General features: G+C 36.1%; 30 protein-coding genes and 2 tRNA genes. 10 read left to right on the top strand and 22 right to left on the bottom strand.

Annotation, left to right across the window (positions count from 1 at the left end; genetic code table 11):
• The first annotated feature begins 3 nt into the window (after positions 1-3).
• Positions 4-510 (top strand): protein disulfide oxidoreductase, encoded by a 507-nt coding sequence (locus K7G93_RS09625; protein WP_228400376.1) that lies wholly within the window; start codon positions 4-6, stop codon positions 508-510.
• Between the two features lie 14 nt (positions 511-524).
• Here K7G93_RS09625 and deoR read toward each other — a convergent pair whose 3' ends face one another.
• Both deoR and deoC read right to left on the bottom strand, forming a co-directional pair.
• Positions 525-1274: a DNA-binding transcriptional repressor DeoR gene (deoR, locus tag K7G93_RS09620; protein WP_049214775.1), complete on the bottom strand. Its 750-nt coding sequence runs from the start codon at positions 1272-1274 to the stop codon at positions 525-527.
• Between the two features lie 18 nt (positions 1275-1292).
• Positions 1293-1964, bottom strand: coding sequence for a deoxyribose-phosphate aldolase (gene deoC, locus K7G93_RS09615; RefSeq protein WP_049214760.1), 672 nt, complete (start codon positions 1962-1964; stop codon positions 1293-1295).
• 543 nt (positions 1965-2507) lie between these two features.
• Between deoC and rfaD the strand changes: the two genes are divergently transcribed.
• On the top strand, positions 2508-3437 hold the full coding sequence (gene rfaD, locus K7G93_RS09610) for an ADP-glyceromanno-heptose 6-epimerase (RefSeq protein ID WP_049214759.1): 930 nt from the start codon (positions 2508-2510) through the stop codon (positions 3435-3437).
• 48 nt (positions 3438-3485) lie between these two features.
• On the opposite strand, the gene K7G93_RS09605 is transcribed toward rfaD, so the two are convergent.
• On the bottom strand, positions 3486-4100 hold the full coding sequence (locus K7G93_RS09605; RefSeq protein ID WP_228400375.1) for a cation diffusion facilitator family transporter: 615 nt from the start codon (positions 4098-4100) through the stop codon (positions 3486-3488).
• Positions 4101-4175: 75 nt separating this feature from the next.
• Here K7G93_RS09605 and K7G93_RS09600 point away from each other — a divergent pair, with 75 nt between their 5' ends.
• Positions 4176-4616 carry a MerR family transcriptional regulator gene (locus K7G93_RS09600; RefSeq protein ID WP_228400374.1) on the top strand — a complete coding sequence of 147 codons (441 nt, stop codon included), beginning with the start codon at positions 4176-4178 and terminating at the stop codon, positions 4614-4616.
• Positions 4617-4646: 30 nt separating this feature from the next.
• On the opposite strand, the gene mnmA is transcribed toward K7G93_RS09600, so the two are convergent.
• From mnmA to K7G93_RS09545, 11 genes are all read right to left on the bottom strand, one after another.
• Complete coding sequence (gene mnmA / locus K7G93_RS09595) at positions 4647-5798, bottom strand: tRNA 2-thiouridine(34) synthase MnmA (RefSeq protein WP_049214747.1); 1152 nt, start codon at positions 5796-5798, stop codon at positions 4647-4649.
• 204 nt (positions 5799-6002) lie between these two features.
• On the bottom strand, positions 6003-6257 hold the full coding sequence (gene nqrM / locus K7G93_RS09590; RefSeq protein ID WP_049214746.1) for a (Na+)-NQR maturation NqrM: 255 nt from the start codon (positions 6255-6257) through the stop codon (positions 6003-6005).
• 10 nt (positions 6258-6267) lie between these two features.
• Positions 6268-7299, bottom strand: a complete 1032-nt coding sequence (locus K7G93_RS09585) for an FAD:protein FMN transferase (protein ID WP_167409479.1) — start codon at positions 7297-7299, stop codon at positions 6268-6270.
• A gap of 164 nt (positions 7300-7463) precedes the next feature.
• On the bottom strand, positions 7464-8687 hold the full coding sequence (nqrF, locus tag K7G93_RS09580) for an NADH:ubiquinone reductase (Na(+)-transporting) subunit F (protein ID WP_115323455.1): 1224 nt from the start codon (positions 8685-8687) through the stop codon (positions 7464-7466).
• 15 nt (positions 8688-8702) lie between these two features.
• A complete protein-coding gene (nqrE, locus tag K7G93_RS09575) occupies positions 8703-9299 on the bottom strand; it encodes an NADH:ubiquinone reductase (Na(+)-transporting) subunit E (protein WP_049214744.1) in 597 nt (198 codons plus the stop codon).
• A 3-nt stretch (positions 9300-9302) separates the two neighbouring features.
• Positions 9303-9929 (bottom strand): NADH:ubiquinone reductase (Na(+)-transporting) subunit D, encoded by a 627-nt coding sequence (locus K7G93_RS09570; RefSeq protein ID WP_049214743.1) that lies wholly within the window; start codon positions 9927-9929, stop codon positions 9303-9305.
• A complete protein-coding gene (locus K7G93_RS09565; protein ID WP_228400373.1) occupies positions 9922-10704 on the bottom strand; it encodes a Na(+)-translocating NADH-quinone reductase subunit C in 783 nt (260 codons plus the stop codon). The genes K7G93_RS09570 and K7G93_RS09565 overlap by 8 nt, the downstream gene beginning before the upstream one ends.
• Positions 10697-11929: an NADH:ubiquinone reductase (Na(+)-transporting) subunit B gene (locus K7G93_RS09560; RefSeq protein WP_049214741.1), complete on the bottom strand. Its 1233-nt coding sequence runs from the start codon at positions 11927-11929 to the stop codon at positions 10697-10699. Before K7G93_RS09560 ends, K7G93_RS09565 begins: the two co-directional genes overlap by 8 nt.
• Before the next feature lies 1 nt (position 11930).
• Entirely contained in the window at positions 11931-13274 is a 1344-nt protein-coding gene (locus tag K7G93_RS09555; RefSeq protein WP_226691000.1) for a Na(+)-translocating NADH-quinone reductase subunit A, read from the bottom strand.
• 498 nt (positions 13275-13772) lie between these two features.
• Entirely contained in the window at positions 13773-14801 is a 1029-nt protein-coding gene (locus K7G93_RS09550) for an ABC transporter permease (RefSeq protein ID WP_226691001.1), read from the bottom strand.
• A gap of 7 nt (positions 14802-14808) precedes the next feature.
• A complete protein-coding gene (locus K7G93_RS09545) occupies positions 14809-16308 on the bottom strand; it encodes a sugar ABC transporter ATP-binding protein (protein ID WP_005763564.1) in 1500 nt (499 codons plus the stop codon).
• A 140-nt stretch (positions 16309-16448) separates the two neighbouring features.
• Between K7G93_RS09545 and K7G93_RS09540 the strand changes: the two genes are divergently transcribed.
• Positions 16449-17390: a sugar ABC transporter substrate-binding protein gene (locus K7G93_RS09540; protein ID WP_005763566.1), complete on the top strand. Its 942-nt coding sequence runs from the start codon at positions 16449-16451 to the stop codon at positions 17388-17390.
• A gap of 74 nt (positions 17391-17464) precedes the next feature.
• On the opposite strand, the gene K7G93_RS09535 is transcribed toward K7G93_RS09540, so the two are convergent.
• Positions 17465-17776: a BolA family protein gene (locus tag K7G93_RS09535; RefSeq protein WP_049214737.1), complete on the bottom strand. Its 312-nt coding sequence runs from the start codon at positions 17774-17776 to the stop codon at positions 17465-17467.
• Between the two features lie 137 nt (positions 17777-17913).
• On the opposite strand from K7G93_RS09535, the gene K7G93_RS09530 reads away from it, so the two are divergent.
• Positions 17914-18507 (top strand): YajG family lipoprotein, encoded by a 594-nt coding sequence (locus tag K7G93_RS09530; RefSeq protein WP_191135193.1) that lies wholly within the window; start codon positions 17914-17916, stop codon positions 18505-18507.
• A 382-nt stretch (positions 18508-18889) separates the two neighbouring features.
• Here the strand turns inward: K7G93_RS09530 and K7G93_RS09525 are convergent.
• From K7G93_RS09525 to K7G93_RS09500, 6 genes are all read right to left on the bottom strand, one after another.
• Positions 18890-18965: transfer RNA gene (locus K7G93_RS09525), tRNA-Asn, on the bottom strand.
• A 4-nt stretch (positions 18966-18969) separates the two neighbouring features.
• Positions 18970-19045, bottom strand: a tRNA-Phe gene (locus K7G93_RS09520).
• Between the two features lie 217 nt (positions 19046-19262).
• Complete coding sequence (gene mltC / locus K7G93_RS09515; RefSeq protein WP_228400372.1) at positions 19263-20339, bottom strand: membrane-bound lytic murein transglycosylase MltC; 1077 nt, start codon at positions 20337-20339, stop codon at positions 19263-19265.
• A 6-nt stretch (positions 20340-20345) separates the two neighbouring features.
• Complete coding sequence (locus tag K7G93_RS09510; protein ID WP_049214840.1) at positions 20346-20618, bottom strand: oxidative damage protection protein; 273 nt, start codon at positions 20616-20618, stop codon at positions 20346-20348.
• A complete protein-coding gene (gene mutY / locus K7G93_RS09505; RefSeq protein WP_228400371.1) occupies positions 20611-21729 on the bottom strand; it encodes an A/G-specific adenine glycosylase in 1119 nt (372 codons plus the stop codon). Before mutY ends, K7G93_RS09510 begins: the two co-directional genes overlap by 8 nt.
• 159 nt (positions 21730-21888) lie before the next feature.
• Positions 21889-22380 (bottom strand): cytochrome b, encoded by a 492-nt coding sequence (locus tag K7G93_RS09500; protein ID WP_049214838.1) that lies wholly within the window; start codon positions 22378-22380, stop codon positions 21889-21891.
• Between the two features lie 120 nt (positions 22381-22500).
• On the opposite strand from K7G93_RS09500, the gene trmB reads away from it, so the two are divergent.
• The 5 genes from trmB (at position 22501) to yggU (ending at position 25917) form a co-directional block, all read left to right on the top strand.
• On the top strand, positions 22501-23268 hold the full coding sequence (gene trmB, locus K7G93_RS09495; protein WP_160531806.1) for a tRNA (guanosine(46)-N7)-methyltransferase TrmB: 768 nt from the start codon (positions 22501-22503) through the stop codon (positions 23266-23268).
• Positions 23269-23321: 53 nt separating this feature from the next.
• Positions 23322-23666 carry a YggL family protein gene (locus K7G93_RS09490; protein ID WP_049214836.1) on the top strand — a complete coding sequence of 115 codons (345 nt, stop codon included), beginning with the start codon at positions 23322-23324 and terminating at the stop codon, positions 23664-23666.
• Between the two features lie 387 nt (positions 23667-24053).
• Positions 24054-25004, top strand: coding sequence for a magnesium/cobalt transporter CorA (corA, locus tag K7G93_RS09485; protein WP_049214835.1), 951 nt, complete (start codon positions 24054-24056; stop codon positions 25002-25004).
• Between the two features lie 16 nt (positions 25005-25020).
• Positions 25021-25587, top strand: a complete 567-nt coding sequence (locus tag K7G93_RS09480; RefSeq protein WP_049214834.1) for a YggT family protein — start codon at positions 25021-25023, stop codon at positions 25585-25587.
• A gap of 39 nt (positions 25588-25626) precedes the next feature.
• Entirely contained in the window at positions 25627-25917 is a 291-nt protein-coding gene (gene yggU, locus K7G93_RS09475) for a DUF167 family protein YggU (RefSeq protein ID WP_115322263.1), read from the top strand.
• A gap of 71 nt (positions 25918-25988) precedes the next feature.
• Here the strand turns inward: yggU and K7G93_RS09470 are convergent, their stop codons facing one another.
• On the bottom strand, positions 25989-26423 hold the full coding sequence (locus tag K7G93_RS09470; RefSeq protein WP_226691004.1) for a GNAT family N-acetyltransferase: 435 nt from the start codon (positions 26421-26423) through the stop codon (positions 25989-25991).
• Between the last annotated feature and the right edge of the window lie 28 nt (positions 26424-26451).

Genomic DNA, 26451 nt, shown 5'->3' with positions numbered 1-26451 from the left:
ACAATGATACGCAAAATTTATCATCTTTTAAAATCCTTCGTTTCAGTTGTACTAACATTAATTGTAGTAAGTACTGTATTCGATTTTATACGTAAACCTACTGCTTCTATTAATGCAACTACCACTAAACTAACTGATTTACAGAATCAGTCTTTTTTCCTTGCTCAACTTAGTCAAACACAACCAACTATTTTATATTTTTGGGGAAGCTGGTGTGGATATTGCCAATATACTTCGCCTATCATACATTCTTTAGCAGAGGAAGGTTATCCTGTTGTCTCTGTTGCATTAAGTTCTGGTGATAATGAAACAGTACAACGTTATTTAACTAAACATAATTACCATTTCACTACTATCAATGACCCACAAGGTACATTAAGTCAACAATGGCAAGTCAGCGTGACTCCTACTATTATTATTTTAGATAAAGATGACATGGAATTTGCAACAACAGGTTTAACAACTTATTGGGGAATGAAAGTGCGGTTACTTTTAGCTAAGTTTTTTTAATTTAATTCTATCTACTAAGCTATACAAGTAATAATCTGATCAGCGAATTCTGTTGGTACGGACTTATCACAAACTAGGATATCGAACGCATCTAAATTTGCAATATAAGCTTGTTGAATTTGATGGAACTTTGCATGATCGATAACTAAAATGGACTGCTGTGTCTTTGACATAGCAACTTGCTTAACTTTTGCCTCATCAAAATTGAAACAAGTAACTCCCTGTTTTAAATCAACACCCGCGGCAGAAATAAAAGCCTTATTTGTACGAATGATTTCTAATTCTGTTCTAGATTGGATTGGCATCAAAAATGCATTATGACGAGAATAATGCCCACCACATAAAATCACATCACAGTTAGGCTTTTCCTGCAATGCAATAAACGCATTGATAGAACAACATACAGCAGTAAATTTTAAATGATGTTCAATCTCAGCTGCAATAAAAGGAATTGTAGAACCACAATCAAAGAAAACAACATCACCCTCTTCAATTAAACTCGCAGCAACTTTAGCGAGCTTTACTTTTTCAGTCGTATTTTTCCCTTGATGTTCAAAAATTTGATACTGCTTGTTATTTTGCTTTTTGGGATCTTTGACAATATAACCACCTAATAAAATAATTGAGCTTGCACTGGAACTAAGATCTCGCCGAATAGTCATTTCAGAGACTTTTAATATTTCAGCCGCTTCTCGCAAGTGAATTTTATCCATTTGCTTCAGTAAAAACTCCAATTTTTGGATGCGAGAATTCATCTTTTCCATAGCAAGCTCAATCATTTATTAATAGGTGCTATTTACATCCTGTAAACCATTAATAATCGCAATCCCTGCACTTGCACCGATACGTGTCGCACCAGCATTAATCATTGCTACTGCTGTTGCGGTATCACGCACACCGCCAGACGCTTTAACTCCAATATCGCCTACGGTCTGTTTCATCAAGGCAACATCTTCCACAGTTGCACCACCGCTGCTGAAACCAGTTGACGTTTTCACAAACGCTACATTTAACTGTTTACAAATTTCACATGCTTTAACAATTTCTTCTTTTGTTAATAAGCAAGTTTCTAAAATCACTTTTAGAGGTTTATTAGCACAAGCTGTTAATACTTCTGCGACATCTGCACGAACAGCATCCCATTTATTGGATTTAATTAAGCCAACGTTAATAACCATATCAATTTCATCTGCACCAACCTGAATAGCCTGACTGGCTTCAAATGCTTTAACTGAACTTAAATTCGCTCCTAAAGGAAAGCCCACAACAGTACAAATTTTAACATCAGTACCTGCAAGTTTTTCTTTTGCTAAAGGAATATAAGCAGAATTAATACAAACAGACCAAAATTTATTCTCAATTGCCTCATCACATAATTTAAGAATGTCTTGTTCCGTTTTTTCTGCAGTTAATGCTGTATGATCAATAAACTGTGCAATTTCTTTTGCGTCCATATATCTTCCCCATTGACAATTTGTATATAAAATAGACTAATATATATTATACATCAAAATCAAGAAGAAAATGTGACGAAGTTAACAAAAAAAACATTTTTATGTGAAAAATATAACATTTTAAACTAATATAGTTTTACTTTTTTCCATATCATTAAACAAGCTTAGAGCAGTGACATATATTTTTTATAAAATATATTTATAGAACAACTTTTTATTTCTATATTCAATTGAGCGTTCTGTCCCTAACACATTATTTATATTTACCTCATTCTTACACAAATAAAAAAGTTTAATCCCAGAAATTCACAAGCTGTATCTTAATCATTCTCATCATATGTCTTCACAATTACGCTTTCTTTTAACTTAACTAGTTATTTATATAGATATTTTCCATAGAAAATAGGTCCAGCAGGGATTAAAATCATAAGACTACTTTTCAAGTAAAGGCGAAAAACCGATACTGTGTATAAAATACTTAAACACATCTCTCATAAAATCCATTACAATACATATCAGTATTAACCAACAGAGGACAATATTATGATTATCGTAACTGGCGGTGCTGGATTTATTGGTAGTAACATAGTAAAAGCCCTAAACGAACTTGGGCGCACAGATATTTTAGTCGTAGATAATTTAAAAGATGGGACAAAATTCGCAAACTTAGTGGATTTAGATATCGCTGATTATTGCGATAAAGAAGACTTTATTGCTTCTATTATGGCTGGAGATGATTTAGGTGATATTGATGTTATTTTCCACGAAGGTGCTTGCTCTGCGACCACTGAGTGGGATGGTAAATACATCATGCACAATAATTATGAATATTCAAAAGAACTCTTACATTATTGCCTAGATCGTGAAATCCCTTTCTTTTATGCCTCGTCCGCAGCAACTTATGGAGATAAAACAGAATTTCGTGAAGAGCGCGAATTTGAAGCGCCATTGAATGTTTATGGTTATTCTAAATTCTTATTCGATCAATATGTACGTGCTATTTTACCAGAAGCAAACTCTCCTGTTTGTGGCTTCCGCTATTTCAATGTATATGGTCCGCGTGAAAATCATAAAGGTTCTATGGCAAGTGTTGCTTTCCATTTAAATAACCAAATTTTAAAAGGTGAAAATCCAAAATTATTCGCAGGTAGCGAGCACTTCCGTCGTGATTTCGTATACGTAGGCGATGTCGCAGCAGTAAATATTTGGTGTTGGCAAAACAATATTTCAGGTATCTATAATTTGGGTACAGGGAATGCAGAATCTTTCCAAGAAGTAGCCAAGGCAGTTGTCAAATTCCACGGTAAAAGTGAAGCAGATATCGAAACTATCCCATTCCCAGAGCATCTAAAAAGCCGTTATCAAGAGTATACACAAGCTAACTTAGATAAATTACGAGCTGTTGGCTATGACAAGCCATTTAAAACAGTTGCACAAGGTGTGGCTGAATATATGGCATGGTTGAATAAATAAAGTACCTCAAATATAGAAAAGCGGTCAAAATTTTGACCGCTCTCTTATCTAGTTTTCACCCAATATCGCAGCTTTTATAATTGCATAACCACTTTTTAAAACAAATAGACTCAAAATAAAACTCGCTATAATATCAACCCATACCCAATCAAACAGATATGCGCTTAAACCCGCAATAATCGCAACAATTGAACCTAATACATCTGCTAACACATGCAAATAAGCTGCTCGAAGATTGAGATTGATGTGATCGCCTTTTAACATCAAGTGAACAACAACACCATTCACTAACAAACCTAATACTGCCACAATTAACATCGGCAACGAAGCGATCTGCTGTGGATATTGCCAACGTTCAATTGCCTCCCAAATAATGTAAATAGCCACCAACACCAGAGAAAATCCATTCAACATTGCTGCTCGTTGTTGATTTTGTGAATTCAAGTACAAAGCAATTAAAGCGATTAGTAAAGCAAAACTATCGTTCGCCATATGTCCTGCATCAGCCATCAATGCTAAACTGTTAAAATAATAACCACTTAAAAACTCAACAATCATGAAGCTAGTAATCAGAATAAAACTCAGCAAAAGAATTCTGCGATTAGCTGTATGTATATGAGTATGGTTAGACGTATGTTCATGATGCTTTCTTAAAGATGGCATACTACTCTCCTTTTCATTACTCGTTACTTTAATTACAATAGTAAAGTCTGTAGTTACTACAAGGTCAAGCTATCTATGGCAGCTTTCTTTAAGATAAATGAATTAAGTAAAAAAACAGCACTACATAGTGAAACTATTCGTTATTATGAAAAAATTGGTTTACTGCCTAAACCACAACGTGGCGAAAATAACTATCGCTTGTACGACAATAATACGGTACAACTTCTAGAGTTTATTAAAATCTGCAGAACACTGGGTTTTAGTATTGAAGAAATCAAACAGCTACACCAATTACAAACTAACCCAAAAGCGGATTGTCAAAATGTAGATGAAATGATTCGCCACCATTTAAATCAAGTACAAGAAAAAATTCAACAACTCAAAAAGATTGAACAATTTTTACGAACGCTTTCAACGTGTGACGAACATAATATTTCTCATTGCAGAGCAATAAGTGGATTAAAGAGTGAGAAAAAACTAAAACGAAAAGTGCAGTTGGAATCACTAAAATTATAACTGCACTTTTATTCTCATAGCGAAAAAAAGCTACTTAAGTTGGGATTCAATTACCCCCCCACCAAGACAGACTTCGCCTTGATAGAAAACTGCAGATTGCCCGGGCGTAACCGCAATTTGTGCTTCATCAAAGATCACTCGAATCGTATTATCATCAATTGGCTGAATCTCACAGGGAATATCTTCTTGGCGATAACGGGTTTTTACTGTACAACGTAAATTCTGTCGAATAGGTTGACGATCAACCCAATGTAGTTGGCTAGCAGTTAGCCCAATAGACAATAAGGCCGAATTGTCGTGTCCTTGAGCAACTACTAACACATTATTAATTAAGTCTTTCTCGACGACATAAAACGGATCTTCGCTCATCCCTTTTATACCACCAATACCTAATCCTTTACGTTGACCAAGAGTATGGTACATCAACCCATCATGGCGTCCTACAACTACCCCATCAATTGTTTTGATATCACCTGGTTGTGCAGGAAGATAACGTGCAAGAAAATCTTTAAATTTACGTTCACCAATAAAACAGATACCCGTAGAATCTTTTTTCTTTGCTGTGACTAAACCTAAATCCTCGGCTATTGCGCGTACAATTGGCTTTTCAATTTCACCCACTGGAAATAAGCTCTGTGCGATTTGCTCTTCACTTAGCGTGTATAAAAAATAACTTTGATCTTTATTATTATCTAAACCACGTAATAATTGATATTTTCCCGCATTTTCGCCTCGACGCACATAATGGCCAGTGGCAATATAATCTGCCTCTAAATCTTCTGCTGCATACTCTAAGAAGGCTTTAAATTTAATTTCTTTGTTACACAAAATATCGGGGTTTGGTGTGCGCCCTGCTTTATATTCTTGTAAAAAATGCTCAAAGACATTATCCCAATATTCTGCAGCAAAATTAATTTTGTGTAATTTAATACCTAATTTATCACAGACTGCTTGGGCATCTGCTAAATCTGCTGCTGCAGTACAATAATCTGTATCATCATCCTCTTCCCAATTCTTCATAAACAGGCCTTCGACTTGATAACCTTGCTGCTGAAGAATAAAAGCTGATACAGAAGAATCTACCCCCCCTGACATGCCACAGATCACTTTCTTTTTCCTGTTTTCAGTAAGTTCAAGTGCGGTCAGTTTTGCAAAAGTTTCGTCATAAGTTTTTGATTTCATTTTTTATCTTCTCGCTGATAAAAGACTTTCCAGATGCGATCAATACGATCAATAACAGGCTGATAAGTAAACAATGATTATTTTTGGATTTTATATGACACATAACAAAAGTGCATTCCTTTCAGTATAGTTTGCACTTTTGTATGAATTTGAAATGTCGAGTTATACCAATTCAATGTCACTCAACGTTCATCATTCGATAAATCATTTCACTTCATAAAAGTTCGGTTGATTTTTAGCAAATTTCTCATCATATTCTTTTTGTGCCTGCTCATCGCCAGCATCTAATTTGGCTTTTAAATTATCACATGGCTCTTCACAATCACACACTTTTTTCAAGCCTAGAGATGAAATTCCTCCACAGCTACCCGCAATGGTCTTACGTTTCACAATGTAACCTATCGCCATACCAGCAATAATTAATAAAAAAAGACCAAATGTAATTAAGAAAAGTTGCATTATCTCACCTTTAATGTTGACTATTTAGTAGTTTTTCAAATGCTGAGGACATTCTAGCCTCAAACCCTTTTTCTGTTTTCGTAATCAAATACACAAGTAAATTATACTTTTCTGCGACTTCCAAAGCTTTCTCTTCACCTAAAACATATAATCCTGTCGATAAACCATCTGCAGTCATTGTAGAATCCGCAAGGACCGTAATAGAAGCCAAACGATGATCTATTGGGTAACCCGTTTTAGGATCAATTTCATGAGAAAAACGCCGCCCATTTTCTTCAAAATAGTTACGATAATTACCTGAAGTTGCCATCGCAAGATTTTTCAAACCAATAATTTGAGAGACAGCTCTTGAACCATCAAAACTCGGTTTTTCAATCGCAATTTGCCAATCTTTCCCCTCTAAATTCTTTCCTTTAGCACGAATCTCACCACCAATCTCGACTAAATAATTATCAGCGCCCTGCGATGAGACATAAGCAGCAACTTTATCTACACCAAAGCCTTTTGCAATAGAAGAAAGATCAATGTATAACTGTGGTACAGCTTTTTGTAAAAAGAATTTTTCACCTTCCTGAGTCAAGACTAACTTTTCAATGCCTACCCAAGCACGTCGTTTCTCAAGTTGCTCTTCCATTGATTCTGGAGTAGTTCGTTTTTCTGGGCCAAACCCCCACAAATTAACAATCGGACCAATAGTGACATCTAATGCACCATCTGTCACTTTATTTAAACGAATTGATTCTGCCAATACTGTGGCTAGATCGGCAGAAATTTCGATTGGTGTATCTATTTGTGTATATTGATTGAACATACTTAATTCAGAACTTGCAATATAAGTAGACATTTTATTATTAACGTCTCTTAACACACTTTCTATACCCGCGTGCATAGCTTCTGACTTAATTTGAAACTGCCCATTATCAACATACTTCACACTATAAGTTGTTCCCATAGTTTTGCCAGTTAAAGTCACCATCTCTGGCGATTTCTCACAAGCTACTAATAACAAAGTACTAAATGCGACTAAGGCACTCGTCATCATTTTTTGTAATTTCACATTAATTCCTTTCGTTTAAAAACGTTGTAAGTTTGGACTTTCGTTATAATAAAAACCAAAATTGCAAATTTTCTTAAATAGAAGTGCGGTCAAACTTTACAAAATTTTGTAAAACTGACCGCACTTTAATGAGTTAAGGTAAATATAGATTAACCACCAAAGTCATCTAATAAGATATTCTCATCTTCAACCCCAAGATCTTTTAACATCTTAATGACTGATGCATTCATGATTGGAGGTCCACACATGTAATATTCACAATCTTCAGGTGCTTCATGATCTTTTAAGTAATTTTCATAAAGTACATTATGAATAAAGCCAGTATAACCATCCCAATTATCATCTGGTAATGGATCAGAAAGCGCTACATGCCATACGAAATTATCATTTTCTGCTTGTAACGTATCGAAATCTTCTACATAGAACATCTCACGTCTAGAACGTGCACCATACCAGAACGACATTTTACGTTTTGATTTCAAACGTTTTAATTGGTCAAAAATATGTGAACGCATCGGTGCCATACCAGCACCACCACCGATAAATACCATTTCTGCATCTGTTTCTTTAGCAAAGAATTCACCAAATGGGCCAGAAATTGTTACTTTATCACCCGCTTTTAATGACCAGATGTAAGATGACATTTGACCAGGAGGGGCATCAGGATTGCTTGGTGGAGGTGTTGCAATACGCACATTAAGCATAATAATGCCTTTCTCTTCTGGGTATGAAGCCATTGAGTATGCACGGATAATATGCTCATCTACTTTAGACACATAGCGCCATAAGTTATACTTATCCCAATCTTCATGATATTCTTCTGGAATATCAAAATCTTTATAGTTAACCACATGTGGATCAGCTTCGATTTGGATATAACCACCTGCGCGGAATGGTACTTCTTCACCTTCAGGAATTGCTAATTTAAGTTCTTTGATGAAAGTCGCCTTGTTATCATTAGAGATAACTGTACATTCCCATTTTTTCACACCAAATACTTCTTCTGGCAATTCAACCTTCATGCTGTTTTTCACATTTACTTGGCAAGAAAGGCGATAACCTTCTTTTGCTTCACGTTTTGAAATATGTGAAAGTTCAGTTGGAAGAATGTCACCACCACCTTCTGTCACTTTAACTAGGCATTGACCACAAGAGCCACCGCCACCACAAGCTGAAGATACAAAAATACCTTTACTTGCTAACGCACCTAATAATTTTCCACCTGCAGGCAAATGAATTGCTTTGCTAGGATCGTCGTTAATTTCAATTGTAATGTCACCTGAGTTTACTAATTTTGATTTAGCAAATAAAATAATCACTGCTAAAGCTAAAACAATAACGGTGAACATTGCAATACCAAGAGTAATTTCCATTCTGTATCCCCTTTCTTACAACTGAATACCTGAGAATGACATAAAACCAAGCGCCATTAAACCTACAGTGATAAAGGTAATCCCTAAACCACGTAACCCTGCTGGCACATCAGAATATTTCATTTTTTCAGTAATCCCTGCAAGTGCAACAATTGCTAACATCCAGCCAGTCCCTGCACCTAAACCATAAACCACAGACTCTGCGAAATTATAATCGCGCTGCACCATAAATGATACGCCACCGAAAATCGCACAGTTTACGGTAATTAATGGTAAGAAAATCCCTAACGCGTTATAAAGTGCTGGGAAATACTTATCAAGTACCATCTCAAGAATTTGAACTAATGCAGCAATAACCCCGATAAAAGTAATAAAGTTTAAGAAACTTAAATCGATACCTTGTACCAATGCACTGTCTTTTAAAATATGGGTATAGACTAATTGGTTCACTGGTACAGCAATACCTAATACTACGATAACCGCAATCCCTAGACCGAATGAAGTAGACACTTTTTTCGATACGGCAAGGAAAGTACACATTCCCAAGAAGAAAGAAAGCGCCATATTTTCGATAAAGACAGATTTAACGAAAAGACTAATATAATGTTCCATAGACTATTTCTCCACCTGCTCTGGTTTTAAGGTACGGATACCCCAAATAATAAAACCAATAATAAAGAAAGCACTCGGTGCAAGTAAGAATAGACCATTAGTTTGATACCAACCACCATCTTGGATAGTTTGGAAAACAGTCATACCGAATAATTTACCTGAACCAATTAATTCACGGATAAATGCAACAGAAACTAAGATTGCACCATAACCTAAACCGTTACCAATACCATCCACAAAACTTTCTACTGGTTCTGATTTCATTGCAAAGGCTTCGGCACGACCCATTACGATACAGTTTGTAATGATCAAACCAACGAAAACGGAAAGCTGTTTTGATAAACCGTATGCATAAGCACGTAAAATTTGGTCAACTAAAATTACTAATGATGCAATAATCGCCATTTGCACGATTATACGTACACTATTTGGAATATAGTTACGAATCAATGAAATAAATAAGTTAGAGAAAGCTGTTACAAAGGTTACAGCTAAGGTCATTACAACCGCAGTTTCTAACTTTGTAGTCACCGCCAAAGCAGAACAAATACCTAAAATCTGCAATGCGATTGGGTTGTTGTCCATAATTGGAGATAACAACAAGCCTTTTAACTTTTTAGTATCAGCCATTGTTCAACACTCCTGCTTTAAGTTTTGCTAAGAAAGGACCGAAACCTTTTTGACCTAACCAGAACTTGAATGAATTATTCACACCGTTACTCGTTAATGTCGAACCTGAAATTGCATCAATACCGTGTTCAGTATTTGCTGATGCTCCTTTACCTACAAATAAACCAATTTGATTATCCGCTGTGTAAAGTTTTTTACCTGGGAATTGTGCTTGCCATTTCGGGTTTTCGATTTCACCACCCAATCCTGGGGTTTCCCCTTGATCGTAGTAAGTAATGCCGTTTACAGTGTTACCATCAGGTTGAACTGACATAAAGCCGTACATTACAGACCATAAACCAGTACCATAGAATGGTAAAACGACTTGTGTAACATTACCTGAATCATCTTTGACCAAATACACTTCAGCAAAGTTTGCACGCACACGAATATTTGCAACATCATCTTCTGCTGATAATTGAAGACTTTGTGCAGGATCTTTAACTGCTTTAGCTGCATCAAAATCAGCTTGAGCTGGTGCAAAATCACCTGTATTTAAATCAACTAAGCGGGCTTCAATATTTTTCGCATAGATAGTTTTGATTTCACTATTTTTAGTGCCTTCTTTTAATAAACCAGCAACACTCAAAATATTCTTTTGCTTATCTAATTCTTTTTGTTCAATTTGAGTTGGTTTAAGTAATACCGCAGAACCAGCTACGATAATAGAACAAGCTAAACTCAATAACACAATGACGAGAAGTGTTCCGCCAACGCTATCTTTATTCTTAAACATTGCGAGCTCTCCGACGTTTAATATTGGCTTGAACGACAAGGTAATCAAATACTGGCGCAAACAAGTTAGCAAATAAAATCGCTAGCATCATCCCTTCTGGGTAAGCAGGGTTAACGACTCGAATTAATACTGCCATCGCACCGATTAAAATACCATACCACCATTTTCCTTTATTAGTGAACGCCGCGGAAACAGGATCTGTTGCCATAAAGAACATACCTAGTGCGAAGCCACCTAATACTAAATGCCAATGCCAAGGCATTGCAAATAATGGGTTTGTATCTGAACCAATTAAGTTAAATAACGTAGAAACTGCGATCATGCCGATCATCACACCAGCAATAATACGCCAAGAGGCAATACGGGCAAAAACAATCACAGCTGCACCAATTAATAATGCAAGTGTTGAAACCTCACCAATAGAGCCTGGAATATTGCCTAAGAATGCATCCATCCAAGTAATTGGTTGACCAGTTACTACATGTTTCAAACCAGCTTGACCTTCAACTGCCCATTGTGAAAGTGCAGTTGCACCAGAGAAGCCATCAGCTGCAACCCAAACTGTATCACCTGAAATTTGTGCAGGATAAGCGAAAAATAGAAATGCACGCGCAGCTAATGCTGGGTTCATGAAGTTTTTACCCACGCCACCAAAAATTTCTTTTGCAACAACAACACCAAATGTAGTCGCTAATGCTGCTTGCCATAGCGGTAATGTTGGTGGCACAATCAAAGCTAAAAGAATCGAGGTAACAAAGAAACCTTCATTAATTTCGTGCTTACGTACCATCGCAAACAATACTTCCCAAAAACCACCTACTAAAAACACAGTTAAATAGATCGGTAAGAAGTAAGTTGCACCTAATAACATTTTACTTAACACACCTGCTGATGTTGTTAAATCAGCGCCTAACGCATTACTCAATGCATATTGCCAGTTATTTGCAATTGATTGTTCTAATGTACCTAATGCATCTGTTGCTAAGATTGCTTGTGCACCTACGTTATACATACCGTAGAACATAGCTGGGAATAACGCAAGCCATACTAGTACCATCATACGCTTTGAATCTAGCGCGTCACGAATGTGAGAAGCTTTATGCGTTACTGTTCCGGGGGTATATAAAAAAGTCGCTGTCGCTTCAAACAATGCATACCATTTTTCATATTTACCACCAGGCAAAAACGCAGGTTCAATTTTCTCTAAAAAATGTTTTAAACCCATTTTAACCTTCCTTCTCGATCTTATCTAAAGCTTGACGTAAGAGCGGACCATATTCATTTTTACCTGGACACACAAAGGTACAAAGAGCTAAATCCTCTTCATCTAGCTCTAAACAACCTAAAGCCTGTGCTGAGTCCGTATCACCTGCACTCAAATCACGTAATAATAAAGTTGGAATAATATCCAATGGCATTACACGCTCATAAGCACCGATTGGTACCATTGCACGCTCACCACCATTCACAGCGGTAGTAAAATTAAATAATTTCTTCGAGAAATGACCTAAGACAGTACGAGAAATTGAATATTTATTTGCGCCAGGCATAATCCAACCCAAGAACTCTTTCTCACGTCCTTCCTCTAAAACTGATACTTGTAATGCATAGCGACCTAAATAATCAACTGGACCAGCAGCTTTAGTTCCACTTAATACAGAACCAGAAATAACACGGTTTTCGCCATCATTTAGTTCATTAGCTGTTAACTGTGAAAGATTTGCTCCCATAATAGTACGGACTAAACGAGGATTTCTCACTTGTGGACCAGCTAATGCGATAACACGGTTGACATCAAGCTCACCAGTTGTAAATAAATGAGCAATTGCAATAACATCTTGATAGTTAATGTACCAGACTGACTTAGTTGCACTAACAGGATCAACAAAATGAATATGCGTACCACTTAAACCTGCTGGATGTGGTCCCGCAAACTCTTTGACATCTAGGTTATCAATATTAGCTGTACTAGGAATATGAGTATCAGGCGCTTTACAAAGGTATACTTTACCTTCATGCAAACGGCTTAATACTGTTAAACCTTGTAAAAATGCTTGCTCATGCTCTTTTAGAATTACTTGAGGATCAGCAGCTAATGGATTCGTGTCCATCGCATTCACAAAGATAGAGACAGGTGTTGCATCAACAGCTGGCACTTTGCTGAAAGGACGCGTACGAAGTGCGGTCCATAATCCTGAAGTTTGTAAATTTTGACGAACTTGCTCTGAAGTAAGTTGTTTTAACTCCTCTGCAGCATACTTAGTAAAAGTGATTTGTTCATCACCTTCAATCTTAATTACAACAGATTGTAAAACACGCTTAGCACCGCGATTAATCGCAGTTATAGTACCACTTGCAGGTGCAGTAAAGACTACGCCAGGATTCTTTTTATCTTCAAAAAGTACCTGACCTTTCTTCACAAAATCACCTTCGCGTACCTTCATTGAAGGACGCATTCCCACATACTCTTCACCAAGCAAAGCAACTTCGGTGATAGCATTGCCATCACGGATTACCTGCTCTGGCTTCCCAGCGATAGGAAGATCCAAGCCTTTTTTAATCGTAATCATATTGTTTGCACTACTTTTAGTCAGATTAAAAATATAGTTACAGTCAATATACTGTAACCTCGTCTTGAGTAATGATTTCAGCCTACTTACTGCTATCCAGTTAATGACACGATAAGAACAGGCTTAATTTCACGTAAATTAAAACTCAAATTCTGTTTTCGCCTCTATTCTGAATCAAAATAAAATTGATCAATCTGTTCAAAATACAAACGTTAAAATTTTGCTAAAATTAAACGCTTCATTTTAACCAAATAATAACTTTGGTGCCACTTTCACACCCTTTTTTTCGTTATTTTTGACTAAAAAAAGTGATTTTTTTGAACGATGTCAAATTTTACTCTTTTAAGCAACACTCTAATTACTCATAAAGTGTTAGCTTAAGAAGGATAATTTTATTCCTCTTCTTTACTTATTAAATATTCTAAAGAATAAAATATAGCCTAGTTAAATTGAAATAATTAACTAGGCTGATTTAGAAAAAGAATACATCAAATGCAACTATTCTCTAAAGAATATACGTTTTAAACGTTGAGTAGACACTTCACCACGGCGGAGTTGATCTAAGAAAACAGCTAAAATAATGACAAGCCCAATAATTAAACGCTGTAGATAAGAGGTCACATTTAACAAGGTCAAACCATTTTGTAACACCCCCATAATTAATGCCCCAATAGAGGTACTGATGACAGAACCGACACCTCCCATCAAACTCGTGCCACCAATTACTGTTGCAGCAATTGCATCTAACTCATAACCATTACCCGCAATAGGTTGTGCAGCATTCAAACGCCCAACTAAAATAACTGCGCCAATCGCCGCTAAAGCGCCATTAATCACGTAGGCTTTAATTTCAAGTTTCTCTATATTAATCCCCGACAATCGTACAGCCTCACGATTCCCCCCTAGTGCATAAATTTGTCGTCCAAATACTGTTTGAGTCAAAATATAAAAACTCACTAATACAACAACTAATGCAATGATGACAGGCACAGGAATCGCAAATGTCTCTGTCAATACAATTCGTCCGTTTCCTAAAAAACGTAAAGCATCTGGAAAATTATAAATTGTTTTTCCATCTGAAATAGTTAAAGCTAATCCTCGCGCAATCCCCATCATCCCCAAAGTAGTAATAAAGGGGGTGACTTTACCATACACAATCACTAATCCATTCACATACCCACAAAGTATTCCCACTAAAATAGCTGCTAAAACCGCACTGATCACGATACATAACACAGCAAAGCTTGAAGGATCTTCACCTAGCCAATTCATGCCCCAATGAGTAAATACCCCTAAACATACCGCACTTAACGCAACAATAGAACCGACGGATAAATCAATCCCCCCTGTTAAAATCACATAAGTCATCCCTACGGAAATCACGCAAATGATAGACACCTGTAATAAAATATTCATAATGTTATTAGCAGATAGAAACACATCTGAACTAAACGACATGCCAATAATCATAAGTAGCAAAATGATGCCGATTCCTAATTTTGAAAAGACTTTTCTTAAACTTGTCATAGCCCACCTACTCATCTACACCAATCATTAAACGCATTAAATTTTCTTCTGAAATCTCTGATTTATCGGTTACTTCTTTAACAATTGCACCTTGTCGCATCACAATCACTCTATCAGACATCGTAATCAACTCAGGTAAATCTGAAGAAACCATAACAATAGAACCACCCTTATTTGTGAATTCACGCATCAAATCATAAATTTCTGATTTTGCACCAACATCAATACCTCGTGTTGGTTCGTCGAAAAACAAAATCTTAACGCCACTTTCTAACCAACGCGCAATGATCACTTTTTGTTGGTTACCTCCTGAAAGTGTTTTAGTGATTTGCTCTTGATTTTGAGAAGCAATGCGTAATTTTTGCCGATTTTCTTCTGCCACTTTACTTTCCAACGCTTTATTTAAAACAAACCCATTCCAAAAACGTTTTAAAATTGGCAATGTGATATTCTCTCTAATGCTGAGTCCTAATACTAAACCCTGCTGTTTTCGATCTTCTGTGATGAAACCAATTTTATGTTGGACAGCATCTTCAGGAGAGCGAATTTGGACATGTTTTCCAAAAACGGAAATATTTCCCTGCGCATCATCAGCACCAAAAATTGCTCTTAATAGCTCTGTTCGTCCAGCACCAACCAAACCTGCGAAGCCAAGGATTTCCCCTTCATGTAAAACAAAAGAGGCTGGTTTCTTAATATGTTGATTAGTCAAATTCTTAATACGTAACACTTCTTTCACTGGCACATAATTACGTTGATACGCTGAAAAATTAATTTCACGCCCAACCATTAATCTCACAATTTCATCTGGCGATGTTTCACTATAAGCCATTGTGCCAGTCAATTGGCCATCTCTTAAAACAGTTACTTTATCCGCAATAAATTTAAATTCCTCAAGACGATGAGAGATATAAATCATTGCCACATTTTTTTCTTTTAACTGATGGATTATTTTAAAAAGAGTTTGAGTATTTTTTCTTGAGATTGAGGAGGTGGGTTCATCAAAAATAATTACTTTATATTCACTAAAGACCGCTTTTGCAATTTCTACCATTTGCTGCTGAGCAATAGATAATTCGGCAACCTTAGCATCAGGATCAATGTCTAGCTCTAATTCATTAATAATTTGTTGCGTTTTTTGCCGCATAGCCGACCAATCCATTTTTCCACAATATTCCACCTGTTCATTTCCTAAAAAAATATTTTCTAGTACAGACAATTGTGGCACTAACATTAATTCTTGATGTATGAATCCAATACCTATCGCTTGTGCTTCTTTTACATTTTGTGGAGAATAAGGTTTTCCCTCAAAAAACATTTCTCCTTGTTCAAAAGAATAAATACCTGCAATAATCTTACATAGCGTTGATTTTCCAGCGCCATTTTCTCCCACTAAGCAATGAACTTCACCTGCATAAATATCCATATCTATATCTTTCAGAATAGGCACACCAAAAAAACTTTTATCAATATTTTTTAGCTTCAATATGCAATTTTTACGTTCCATAAAATAAATCCATACTTTATTCAGTTTCAATTGATAGCATAATTTAAACTGAGTACAAAAAATGTGAAAGAAGTCACGGTTTGAAAATTTTAATCTGTCTATACTGAAACTTCCTAATTCACTCTTAGAGGAGATAGATAATGGTGTCAACACTTTTCAAGAAAACGATAACTGCAACAGCATTACTCATCGCATTATCAAGTTCCGCATTGGCAGCTGAAAAGCCACAAATCGCGTTGCTAATGAAAACCCTAAGTAATGAATACTTTATCACTATGCGACAAGGTGCAGAAGAAAAAGCAAAAGAGGTCAATATTGATCTTATTGTGCAAGTCGCTGAAAAAGAGGACTCTACTGAACAGCTTGTAGGTCTAGTAGAAAACATGATTGCTAAGAAAGTAGATGGAATTATTGTTACTCCAAATGACTCTATTGCATTTATTCCTGCTTTTCAAAAAGCAGAAAAAGCAGGGATCCCAATTATTGATTTAGATGTACGCTTAGATGAAAAGGCGACTAAGAAAGCAGGACTCAAATTTAATTATGTTGGTGTCGATAACTTCCATGGTGGTTATCTCGCAGCAAAAAATCTGGCAGAAGCGTTAAATAATACGGGTGATGTCGCTATTTTAGAAGGCATTCCTGGCGTGGATAATGGTGAACAGCGCAAAGCAGGTGCGCTTAAAGCATTTGCAGAAGCAAAAGATATTAAAGTCGTTGCTTCGCAATCAGCTAACTGGGAAACTGAACAAGCCCTTAATGTGACAACGAATATTTTAACTGCCCATCCAAATATCAAAGGTATTTTCGCAGCGAATGATAATATGGCGATTGGCGCGGTTACTGCGATTGAAAATGCAGGCTTAGCAGGAAAAGTTCTCGTTGCAGGCTATGATGGTATTCCACTTGCGATTGACTATGTAAAACAAGGAAAAATGCAAAATACTATTGATCAACTACCTAAAAAACAAGTGGCTGTCGCTATTGAAAGTATTTTGAAAAAATTGAACAAACAAGAACTACCAGAGTTCTATTATGTTGATCCTGTTGTTGTTGATAAAGAAAAATCGAAAGAATACTAAGTAATCTAACGCAATTTTCTAAAAAGTAACCGCACTTTTAGCCATCTTAAAGTGCGGTTTTTATTGCATGACAACTATTGTCCAACACCAAGGCAATTAGGTGATTTAGGAAAAGTCTCATTTAATGCTTGCCATTCTGCTTTGTTATACAAGTGTAAAGCGAGAGCATGAATCCCTTTTTGCAAGTCTTCAGCTAAAAATTGATATACTTTACGATGACGCGCAACTTTCGTTAACCCTTCAAAGCAATCACTCACTAACACTACTTTAAAATGTGAGTCGCCACCGCGTCCTGAACTATGCATATGACTTTCATTTTCAATATGTAAAAAGTGCGGTGCAAACTCTTGTGATAATCGAGTTATCAAATCTTGCTGTTTTGACATCTGTCCTTCCTCACTGCATAAATAAATTTAAGGCATAAAGGCTATACATTCACACTTAACTTTGCAAGAATAATATGAATTAATTTTTATACTTAGCTGTCTAAACTACCAGCCCCTTTTCATTGAATGAGGACATTATGAAATCACATAAAATTTTATCGCTTAGTGCACTAATTAGCTGTGCTATTCTATTAAGTGCTTGTCAAACATTACCATCCACTCTGACGTTTACACCGCCTGCACCAACAGCCACAATGACGATTAATCAAAGTGCAATTGTTTTTGTCACTGTTCGCGATAGTCGCCCTCAAACTGAAGTGTCTAGCTATGTTACTGATGGTAAATTAATTAAGCTATCAGCAACTCCTAGTGTGACACAACTTTTTCAACAAGTTGAACAACAAGATCTAATCAGTAAAGGCTTCCGTATTGGCACTTCTCAAAACTCAAATGCCGCTGTAACAGTAGATGTACGTAAATTTTATGCCAATGTAGAACAAGGTAATTTACGTTATAACATTGATAGCAAAGTTGAGGTAACCATTCATGTACAAGGTGCCAGAGGACAATTCAGTAAAAATATTAACGCCAACCGCACTTATGCTGGTGCTTTCTCCGCGAAAAATCCTGAAATACAAAAAATCTTAGGTGAAACATTTAACGAAGTTGTCAAATCAATTTACAGTGACCGTGAAATAGCAAATGCAATCAATGCTGTATCCGCTCCATAATATTTCAATTCACTAACCTACTCTTACATCCGATCCTAACCATCAGTCTTAGGATCGGTTCTTCTTATTACTCTTACTAAAATTCGACTAACTATTTAAAGAGAATTAAACTATTTTATCGAAATAAAAAGAGCCGTTTACTGCATATTCATGAAAAATTAGCAATCTTTTTATGCCACTATAGCATCTATATAGATCCTAATATTTAACTAATCATTTCACTTTATTTTACTGTTTTAATTTGGAGAAAAGATAAAAATACAAGAATAATATTCAGTTTAATAGACTATTCAGATGATCTAATACTATACTGAAATATTTTATAATGATGAAAAGTATTAAATGAAAAAACCCACTATTTTCATAGTGGGTCTTAAGAATTTGGCTCCTCCTGCTGGACTTGAACCAGCGACATACGGATTAACAGTCCGCCGTTCTACCGACTGAACTAAGGAGGAATAGTGGTGCCTCGAGGCGGAATCGAACCACCGACACGGGGATTTTCAATCCCCTGCTCTACCGACTGAGCTATCGAGGCAACTCATCAGTGGTGCGTATTAAACGTTTTTTTCAGGTTTAAGTCAACACCTAAATTAAAAAAAATCACTTTTTTTTAATCGGTTGCATATTAAACAAACGAAAAGTATAAAAATAGCACGAATCCATTCATTTTTTATGTTTTTTAATTAAAAATAAATAAAAAAGATGCTCACAATCATCACTGATAAATGAGCATGTTTGATTATAATTTAGTATTATTTTCTCACACGATAACTTTTCTGTGCTTGATCGACTTTTAATAAATAGTTCCGTGCTTGTGCTGATGGATGTTTCGTTGTTAAAATCCGATACACTTGCTCAGGATACAAGTTATTGATCTTAGCAATAGCCATGTCTCGATCTTGATCAAATACACGTAATACAGCACCAGCGCCACTATTATAAGCAGAAATCATGGCAAAACGCTTTGATGTCGGATTCGTGATACCATCCAAATATTTATTTTGTAACAACCATAAATACGATACACCCGCATCAATATTCTTTTCTGGGTCAAATAAATAGGATTTTGATGGTTGACCACCTCTTCCTTTCATTTTGAAAATATCTCGACCTGCTGTCGTAGGTACGACTTGCATCAAACCAATTGCATTTGCATAGCTAATTGCATAGGGATTAAAACTTGATTCTGTTTGCATAATACCTAAAATTAAGCTTTCATCCATATTGTAACGACGCGCCATTTTACGCACTAAAGGCAAATACTTTTGTGCACGTACTGCCACATGGTTAGCGATCATAGGAATCACAACATATTGTACAGTATGACCATTATTTAAACGGCGTGTTTGCAGCTTATTCTGCACTAGATAGGAAGCAAAATTACCTGCAATAGTTGTATTTGTAATTGAACCACCTAAATGATCAATTACCTGTCCAACTAAAAAAGGGCGCGAACTGATCGGTACATCACCTGAAGCAAAAAGATCAATACCATTTGCATCTGAGCCCATCAATAAAATATGTACAATTGCATTATGGAGATGACGAATATCTGTTTGTGTTTCAACAGTAATCAAACCTTCATCAAAGCTAACATGGCTACGTGTATAAAAACGATCTGTATATTTCACATAGTCTTTACGACTTGCTACAAGTAATTCATTGACTCCCCAAATACGATCAATATTATGGGAAAATTGCCCAGTTAAAATATCTAACCCACGTGTATCCTTTGCAAATGCTTCATCAAATTCTGAGCTTTTATAAGATGATGTGCTACCACAGGCAAATAAAAAAGGTATTAATGCACAAATAATATACTTTTTCATCGTTCATTATTCCGTTGGTGGCACATAGCCTTCAATATGAACATCTTTACCTTCAAATAAGAAACTGACCATTTCTTGTTCCAGTAATTTTCTATGCTCCGCATTCATCATATTTAATTTTTTCTCATTCACTAGCATAGTTTGCTTTTTCATCCACTCACCCCATGCTTGTTTGCTGATCGAATCAAAAATACGTTTACCTAACTCACCAGGATATAACTGAAAATCTAACCCCTCAGCCTCTTGTTTGAGGTATTCACAGAATACGGTTCTAGCCATAATAATTCCTTATAAATTGCATTAATAAACTCTTTACTGGCGCCGCCAGTCCAATTTGCGTTGGATTTTGCGGATCATACCAATATTTGACCTCACTTAATACAGTTGATTCATATTCTCTTTTATTTTCCCCAACTTTTTTCCAATCAGAGCGGTCTTGGAGACGTTCTTGCATATCCACATCCGCATAAATAGGATAAATATCTAAATGAAAATGACTGAAAGTGTGGCGAAAGCTCGACCATTCTTGATAATAAGCAACACCTTGCTTATGCAAAAAAGCCAACAAATCGACTTTATTTTCAAATTGTGGAAAACAATACAACCCTCCCCAAATACCAGAATTTTCGCGTTGTTCTAATGCGACCTTACCTTTTGCATTTAAAATCAAAAAATAGCTACTACGTTCAGGGAGTGTTTTTTTGGGCTTTTTACCAGGATAATTTTGCCAATTTTGCTGTAAATTTGCTTGGCAAGTTGCTTTTAACGGACACAGGTCACATTTTGGTTTAGTACGTGTACAAACCATAGCACCAATATCCATCATAGCTTGATTAAAATCTGCAACTTGTTCCGTTGGCGTTACTTGAGCACTTAGTTGCCAGAGTTGCTCCTCTACTTTTTTTTCACCTGGCCAACCAGAAATTGCGAAATAACGAGAAAGTACACGTTTCACATTCCCATCTAAAATAGGATAGGGCGCATTCAAGCAAGAAGATAACACCGCACCAGCTGTACTTCTGCCTACTCCAGTTAATCCCCATACTTGTTCAAAATCTGTCGGGAAATTGCCCTCATATTGATCTCTAATAGTTTGTGCTGCTTTATGTAAATTTCTCGCTCGCGCATAATAACCAAGCCCAGTCCATAAATGTAATACTTCGTCTAAAGGTGCATTAGCGAGTGCGGTCACATTTGGAAAAGTTTTCACAAAACGTTCAAAGAATGGTATCACCGTTGCCACTTGTGTTTGTTGCAACATCACTTCAGACAACCAAACACCGTATAAACTTTTATTTTGTTGCCAAGGCAAATGTTTACGCCCAAATTTTGCATACCAATTCAGTACAGCATGTGCAAAAGGGGCGTTGGGAGAGGATAAAGCTAACATAATGAATACAAATAAAGTGCACTAAAAATGAAAAGTATGTTGTTTCTTGCGCCGTGATACAAAATAAAAATCTACTGTAGATGATTTACCTTATAATCACAAGCTAAGCTGATAATAAAATACAGGCGGAATCAAATAAACTGCTTTTTATCTACATAATTAATGTGGCGACATACTTTTTAATACGCTATCTTTTAATATAAAGTGATGAAATAATGCTGCAATAGCATGTAATCCAGCTAAAACAATAAAACCATTAGCTACAATTTGATGTGCCTTACCTAAAGAAATATCAACACTAAAATAGGGTAATGTAACACCTAATAACATGAAGTCATCAACATCAGCAGTTAATGTTAGATAGCCTAAAATAGGTGTCAATAACATAAAAATATATAACAGCATTTGCACTGAATGTGCTGCGATATGTTGTAAAGGTGACAAATTATGTTTTGGTAATACATTACGATACAGAAGACGCAGTGGGATACGAATCATAAATAATAAGATCAATAGTAGACCACTAAAAACATGAATCTCTCCTATTACACCATCCGCAGGTGGATAATCCCCTGTAAAATAAGCGACTAAAACACAAAGCAAAGTGAACCAGTGTAAATAAATCATTGTTTTTGGATATTTTGACGACATATTCAGAATCCTTCCCAACATAAATAGAAAATAAAACTCACTATACAACCACACAATCTTGGTATTTTTCAGCAAAAGCCGTATAATTCGCAGCAAATCCAGTCATTATAAACAAAAAACATGTCATTTAATAAACAAGAATTAACCCAAACAACCACTTTTGCTGATCAAAAGCGCAAAACAGTTGAAATTGCTGAATTTACTGAAGATGGGCGTTACAAACGTAAAATCCGTAGTTTTGTATTACGCACTGGTCGCCTCAGTGAGTTTCAAAAAAACGCAATGAATCAACATTGGCACTTTTACGGCTTAGAACACCAAATTCAACCTTTTAATTTTCAAACAATTTATGGTAATGATAACCCTGTTATTTTAGAAATTGGTTTTGGTATGGGACATTCTTTAGTTGAAATGGCACATCAAAATCCTCATTTCAATTACTTAGGTATTGAGGTGCATACACCAGGTGTTGGTGCCTGTATTGCGAATGCAGTGGAAAAAGAAGTAAAAAATTTGCGTGTTATTTGTCATGATGCAACCGAAATTTTACGTGATTGCATTCCAGATAATAGTCTTACTGGCTTACAATTATTTTTTCCAGATCCTTGGCACAAGGCAAAACATCATAAACGTCGCATTGTACAGACACCATTTGTAGCAAAAATCAGTCAAAAGCTTGTTCAAGGCGGTTTTATCCATATGGCTACCGATTGGGAAAACTATGCTGAGCATATGTTGGACATATTACGACAAGCCAATGAGTTAGAAAATACATCAATAACCAATGATTATATTCCTCGCCCTGAATCTCGCCCACTTACGAAATTTGAACAACGAGGGCATCGTTTAGGGCATGGTGTGTGGGATTTATATTTCACTAAAAAGTAAAAAACACACCGCACTTTTAAACATTTATCAGCCAACAGAGAGGAGAATCGAAAATGGCGATCAAACGTAACAGAAGACAACGTAAAAAAATGCACCTTGCTGAATTCCAAGAATTAGGTTTCTTAGTGAATTGGCAATTTGCAGAAGGCACTGCTATTGAACAAATTGATGAAGTAGTTGATCGTTTTATTCGTGAAGTTATCCAACCAAATGGTTTAGCTTATGAAGGAAGTGGTTACTTACATTGGGAAGGTCTAGTTTGCTTAGAAGCACTTGGAAAATGTGATGAAAGTCACCGCACTTTAGTAAAAGAATGGTTAGAGAAAAACGGGTTGCAACAAATCGAAATCAGTCAATTATTCGACATTTGGTGGGAATACCCTGCAAAAGAAGCATAAATAGCTGATAAGGCGAACATCATTGTTCGCCTTTTTCATTTTAATTAAACAATAATTCTTTAATCCTCTGTAGAAACCCTTGACGAATCATCCTTTCAAGCGTAACATTCGCCCCGATTTAGTAATATGAGGACACACACTTTGGACAGTCACAGTCGATACCGAATTGCTTTTTTACTGTAACTTTCGCTGTTGCCTTTATATCAGCGAAGTTCGCTGATAGATCATTTCTAACACCATTTTATTCGGCATCTTTTTATGGTCATCGAGATATCGATAGCCAATAATCAAACGAAAAATTAATCATTCTTTTACTATCACGGCTTATTTCGTTTGGTTTCTTTTGTTCATTGCGTTGTTCATAATCCAATTAAGGAGTATGACAAAATGATAAATGCTTTCACTCTTGAAGATGCTCGTCTTGTTCGCATTGATGAAGATGAAAATACACAACTAAACAATGCAATCTGGCTCGATCTACTTGAACCGACGAGCGAAGAACGCGAAATTTTACAAGACAGTCTAGGACAAAGCCTCGCAACGTTTCTCGAATTAGAGGACATTGAAGCATCTGCTCGTTTCTTTGAAGACCAAGATGGCTTACACTTACACTCATTCTTTTATTGTGAAGACGAAGAAGATTATGCTGATTTAGCCAGCGTCGCCTTTACTGTACGTGATGGCCGCCTCTTTACACTACGTGATCGTGAACTGCCTGCCTTCCGTTTATATCGTATGCGTTCACGTAATCAACGCTTAATTGAATGTAATGCTTACGAAGTTTTATTAGATTTATTTGAAACTAAAATTGAGCAACTGGCTGATGTTATTGAAACTGTGTATTCTGATTTAGAAAAATTAAGTCGTGTAATCTTAGATGGTACACAAGGTGAGGCTTTTGACCAGGCATTGTCGACGCTAACCGAACAAGAGGACACCAGCTCAAAAGTGCGTTTATGTCTGATGGATACACAACGAGCATTAAGCTTCTTAGTTCGTAAAACACGCTTACCTGCAAATCAGCTTGAACAAGCTCGTGAAATTTTACGTGATATTGAATCATTACAACCACATAATGAATCTTTATTCCAACGTGTAAACTTCTTAATGCAAGCAGCAATGGGTTTCATCAGTATTGAACAAAACCGCATTATTAAAATCTTCTCAGTTGTGTCAGTTATCTTCCTTCCACCGACATTAGTTGCTTCTAATTATGGGATGAACTTTGATGTAATGCCAGAGCTCGGTTTGAAATTTGGCTATCCAATGGCATTAGGTTTAATGGCTCTCGCAGCATTTGCCCCATATTGGTATTTTAAACGCAAAGGTTGGTTATAAAATTTAAGGTAATACAATGAACTCATTACAAATTTTAATTTTTACATTGATTGATGTATACGGATTTATTTTAGTTTTACGTGCATGGTTCCAATTTAGCAGAGTGGATTTTTATAATCCACTCTCACAAGGCTTAGTTAAAATTACTCAACCTGTCTTATCTCCTTTGCGTACATTTATTCCTACATTCAGGAATATTGATTTAGCCGCGCTCATTTTGGCTTTCTTATTATTTAGTATCAAATTTCCCCTCGCACATTTAGTAGGTAATGTATTTATTAGTCATGCAGACATTCTCGACTATGCATTAGCAGGCTTACTCACATTAATACGTACATGTGGAAAAGCCGTTTTCTATGTTCTTTTACTTAGTGCAATCATGAGTTGGTTTAATCGCACCCCTAATCCAATGCAATTTGTTCTCCATCAGCTAACCTCTCCACTTTTAAGCCCAATTCAACGCATTTTACCTAATACAGGAATGATTGATTTTTCACCGATGATACTCGTTTTTGGTTTATTTTTCTTAGACAAAGTTCTACTGGATCTTTTCGGTGCTTACTGGTTATTAGCAAGCTACTAAAAGTACAGTCAATTTGAAAGGTGTTTTGTAATAGTGACAATATTCGCAGTAGAAAAACAGGGTGAAGATTTAAGATTACGGATTTTTTTGCAACCAAAAGCAAGTAAAGATCACATTGTTGGGCTACATGACAATGAGCTTAAAATCACTATTACAGCACCGCCTATTGATGGGCAAGCAAATGCACATTTACTCAAATTTTTAAGCAAAACATTCAAAGTACCCAAAAGCAGTATTGTATTAGAAAAAGGTGAACTCAATCGACATAAACAGATTTTAATCCCAAACCCCAAAGTGATCCCAGAGGTCGTATCTGCCTTATTAAAATGAAACCGCACAAACGTTCACTGCTTCTCTTTTACTTAAATAAAACGACTTGCCAACAAAATAAGCTGAAAATACTATAGGTTTAACTCAAAAAGACTTTTCTTTGGATTAATTTTGAATCCTTCAGCCTCTAAGAAAGCTTGTTGTTGCTGTCCCTGTTCAACAACCAAACGCGTAGATTGTGTGTAGCGTACAAACTCTTTTGCCTTTGCAATTAATGCAGCATAAACTTCTGCATAATTTGAATTAGGCGAGACAAAAATATCGGTTAATTGCCAATAACGTTGTAATTGAAGAGAAGAAAGACGAGGATAGAGCTGAATGAAACCAAGTGCGTGCTGGTTTTCATTCACTGCAATAAAGAAAATGCTTTCACTAAAACGAATACGATTGGTCAAAAAGGCTAAAGTGCGGTCAGGATTTTCCAGCATTCCATGAGAAAGACGATATTGCTCAAAGAGCGGTAATAGAATGTCTAAATTCCATTGTTCAGCTTTAAAAATTTTCATTTTCGTCACAATCGGGCATTTTTTGTTA

It is taken from the genome of Pasteurella canis, from assembly GCF_020810675.1.
Lineage (GTDB): Bacteria > Pseudomonadota > Gammaproteobacteria > Enterobacterales > Pasteurellaceae > Pasteurella > Pasteurella canis.
Note: the sequence above shows the minus strand (reverse complement) of the source record. Positions and strands in the feature narration are given on the sequence as shown.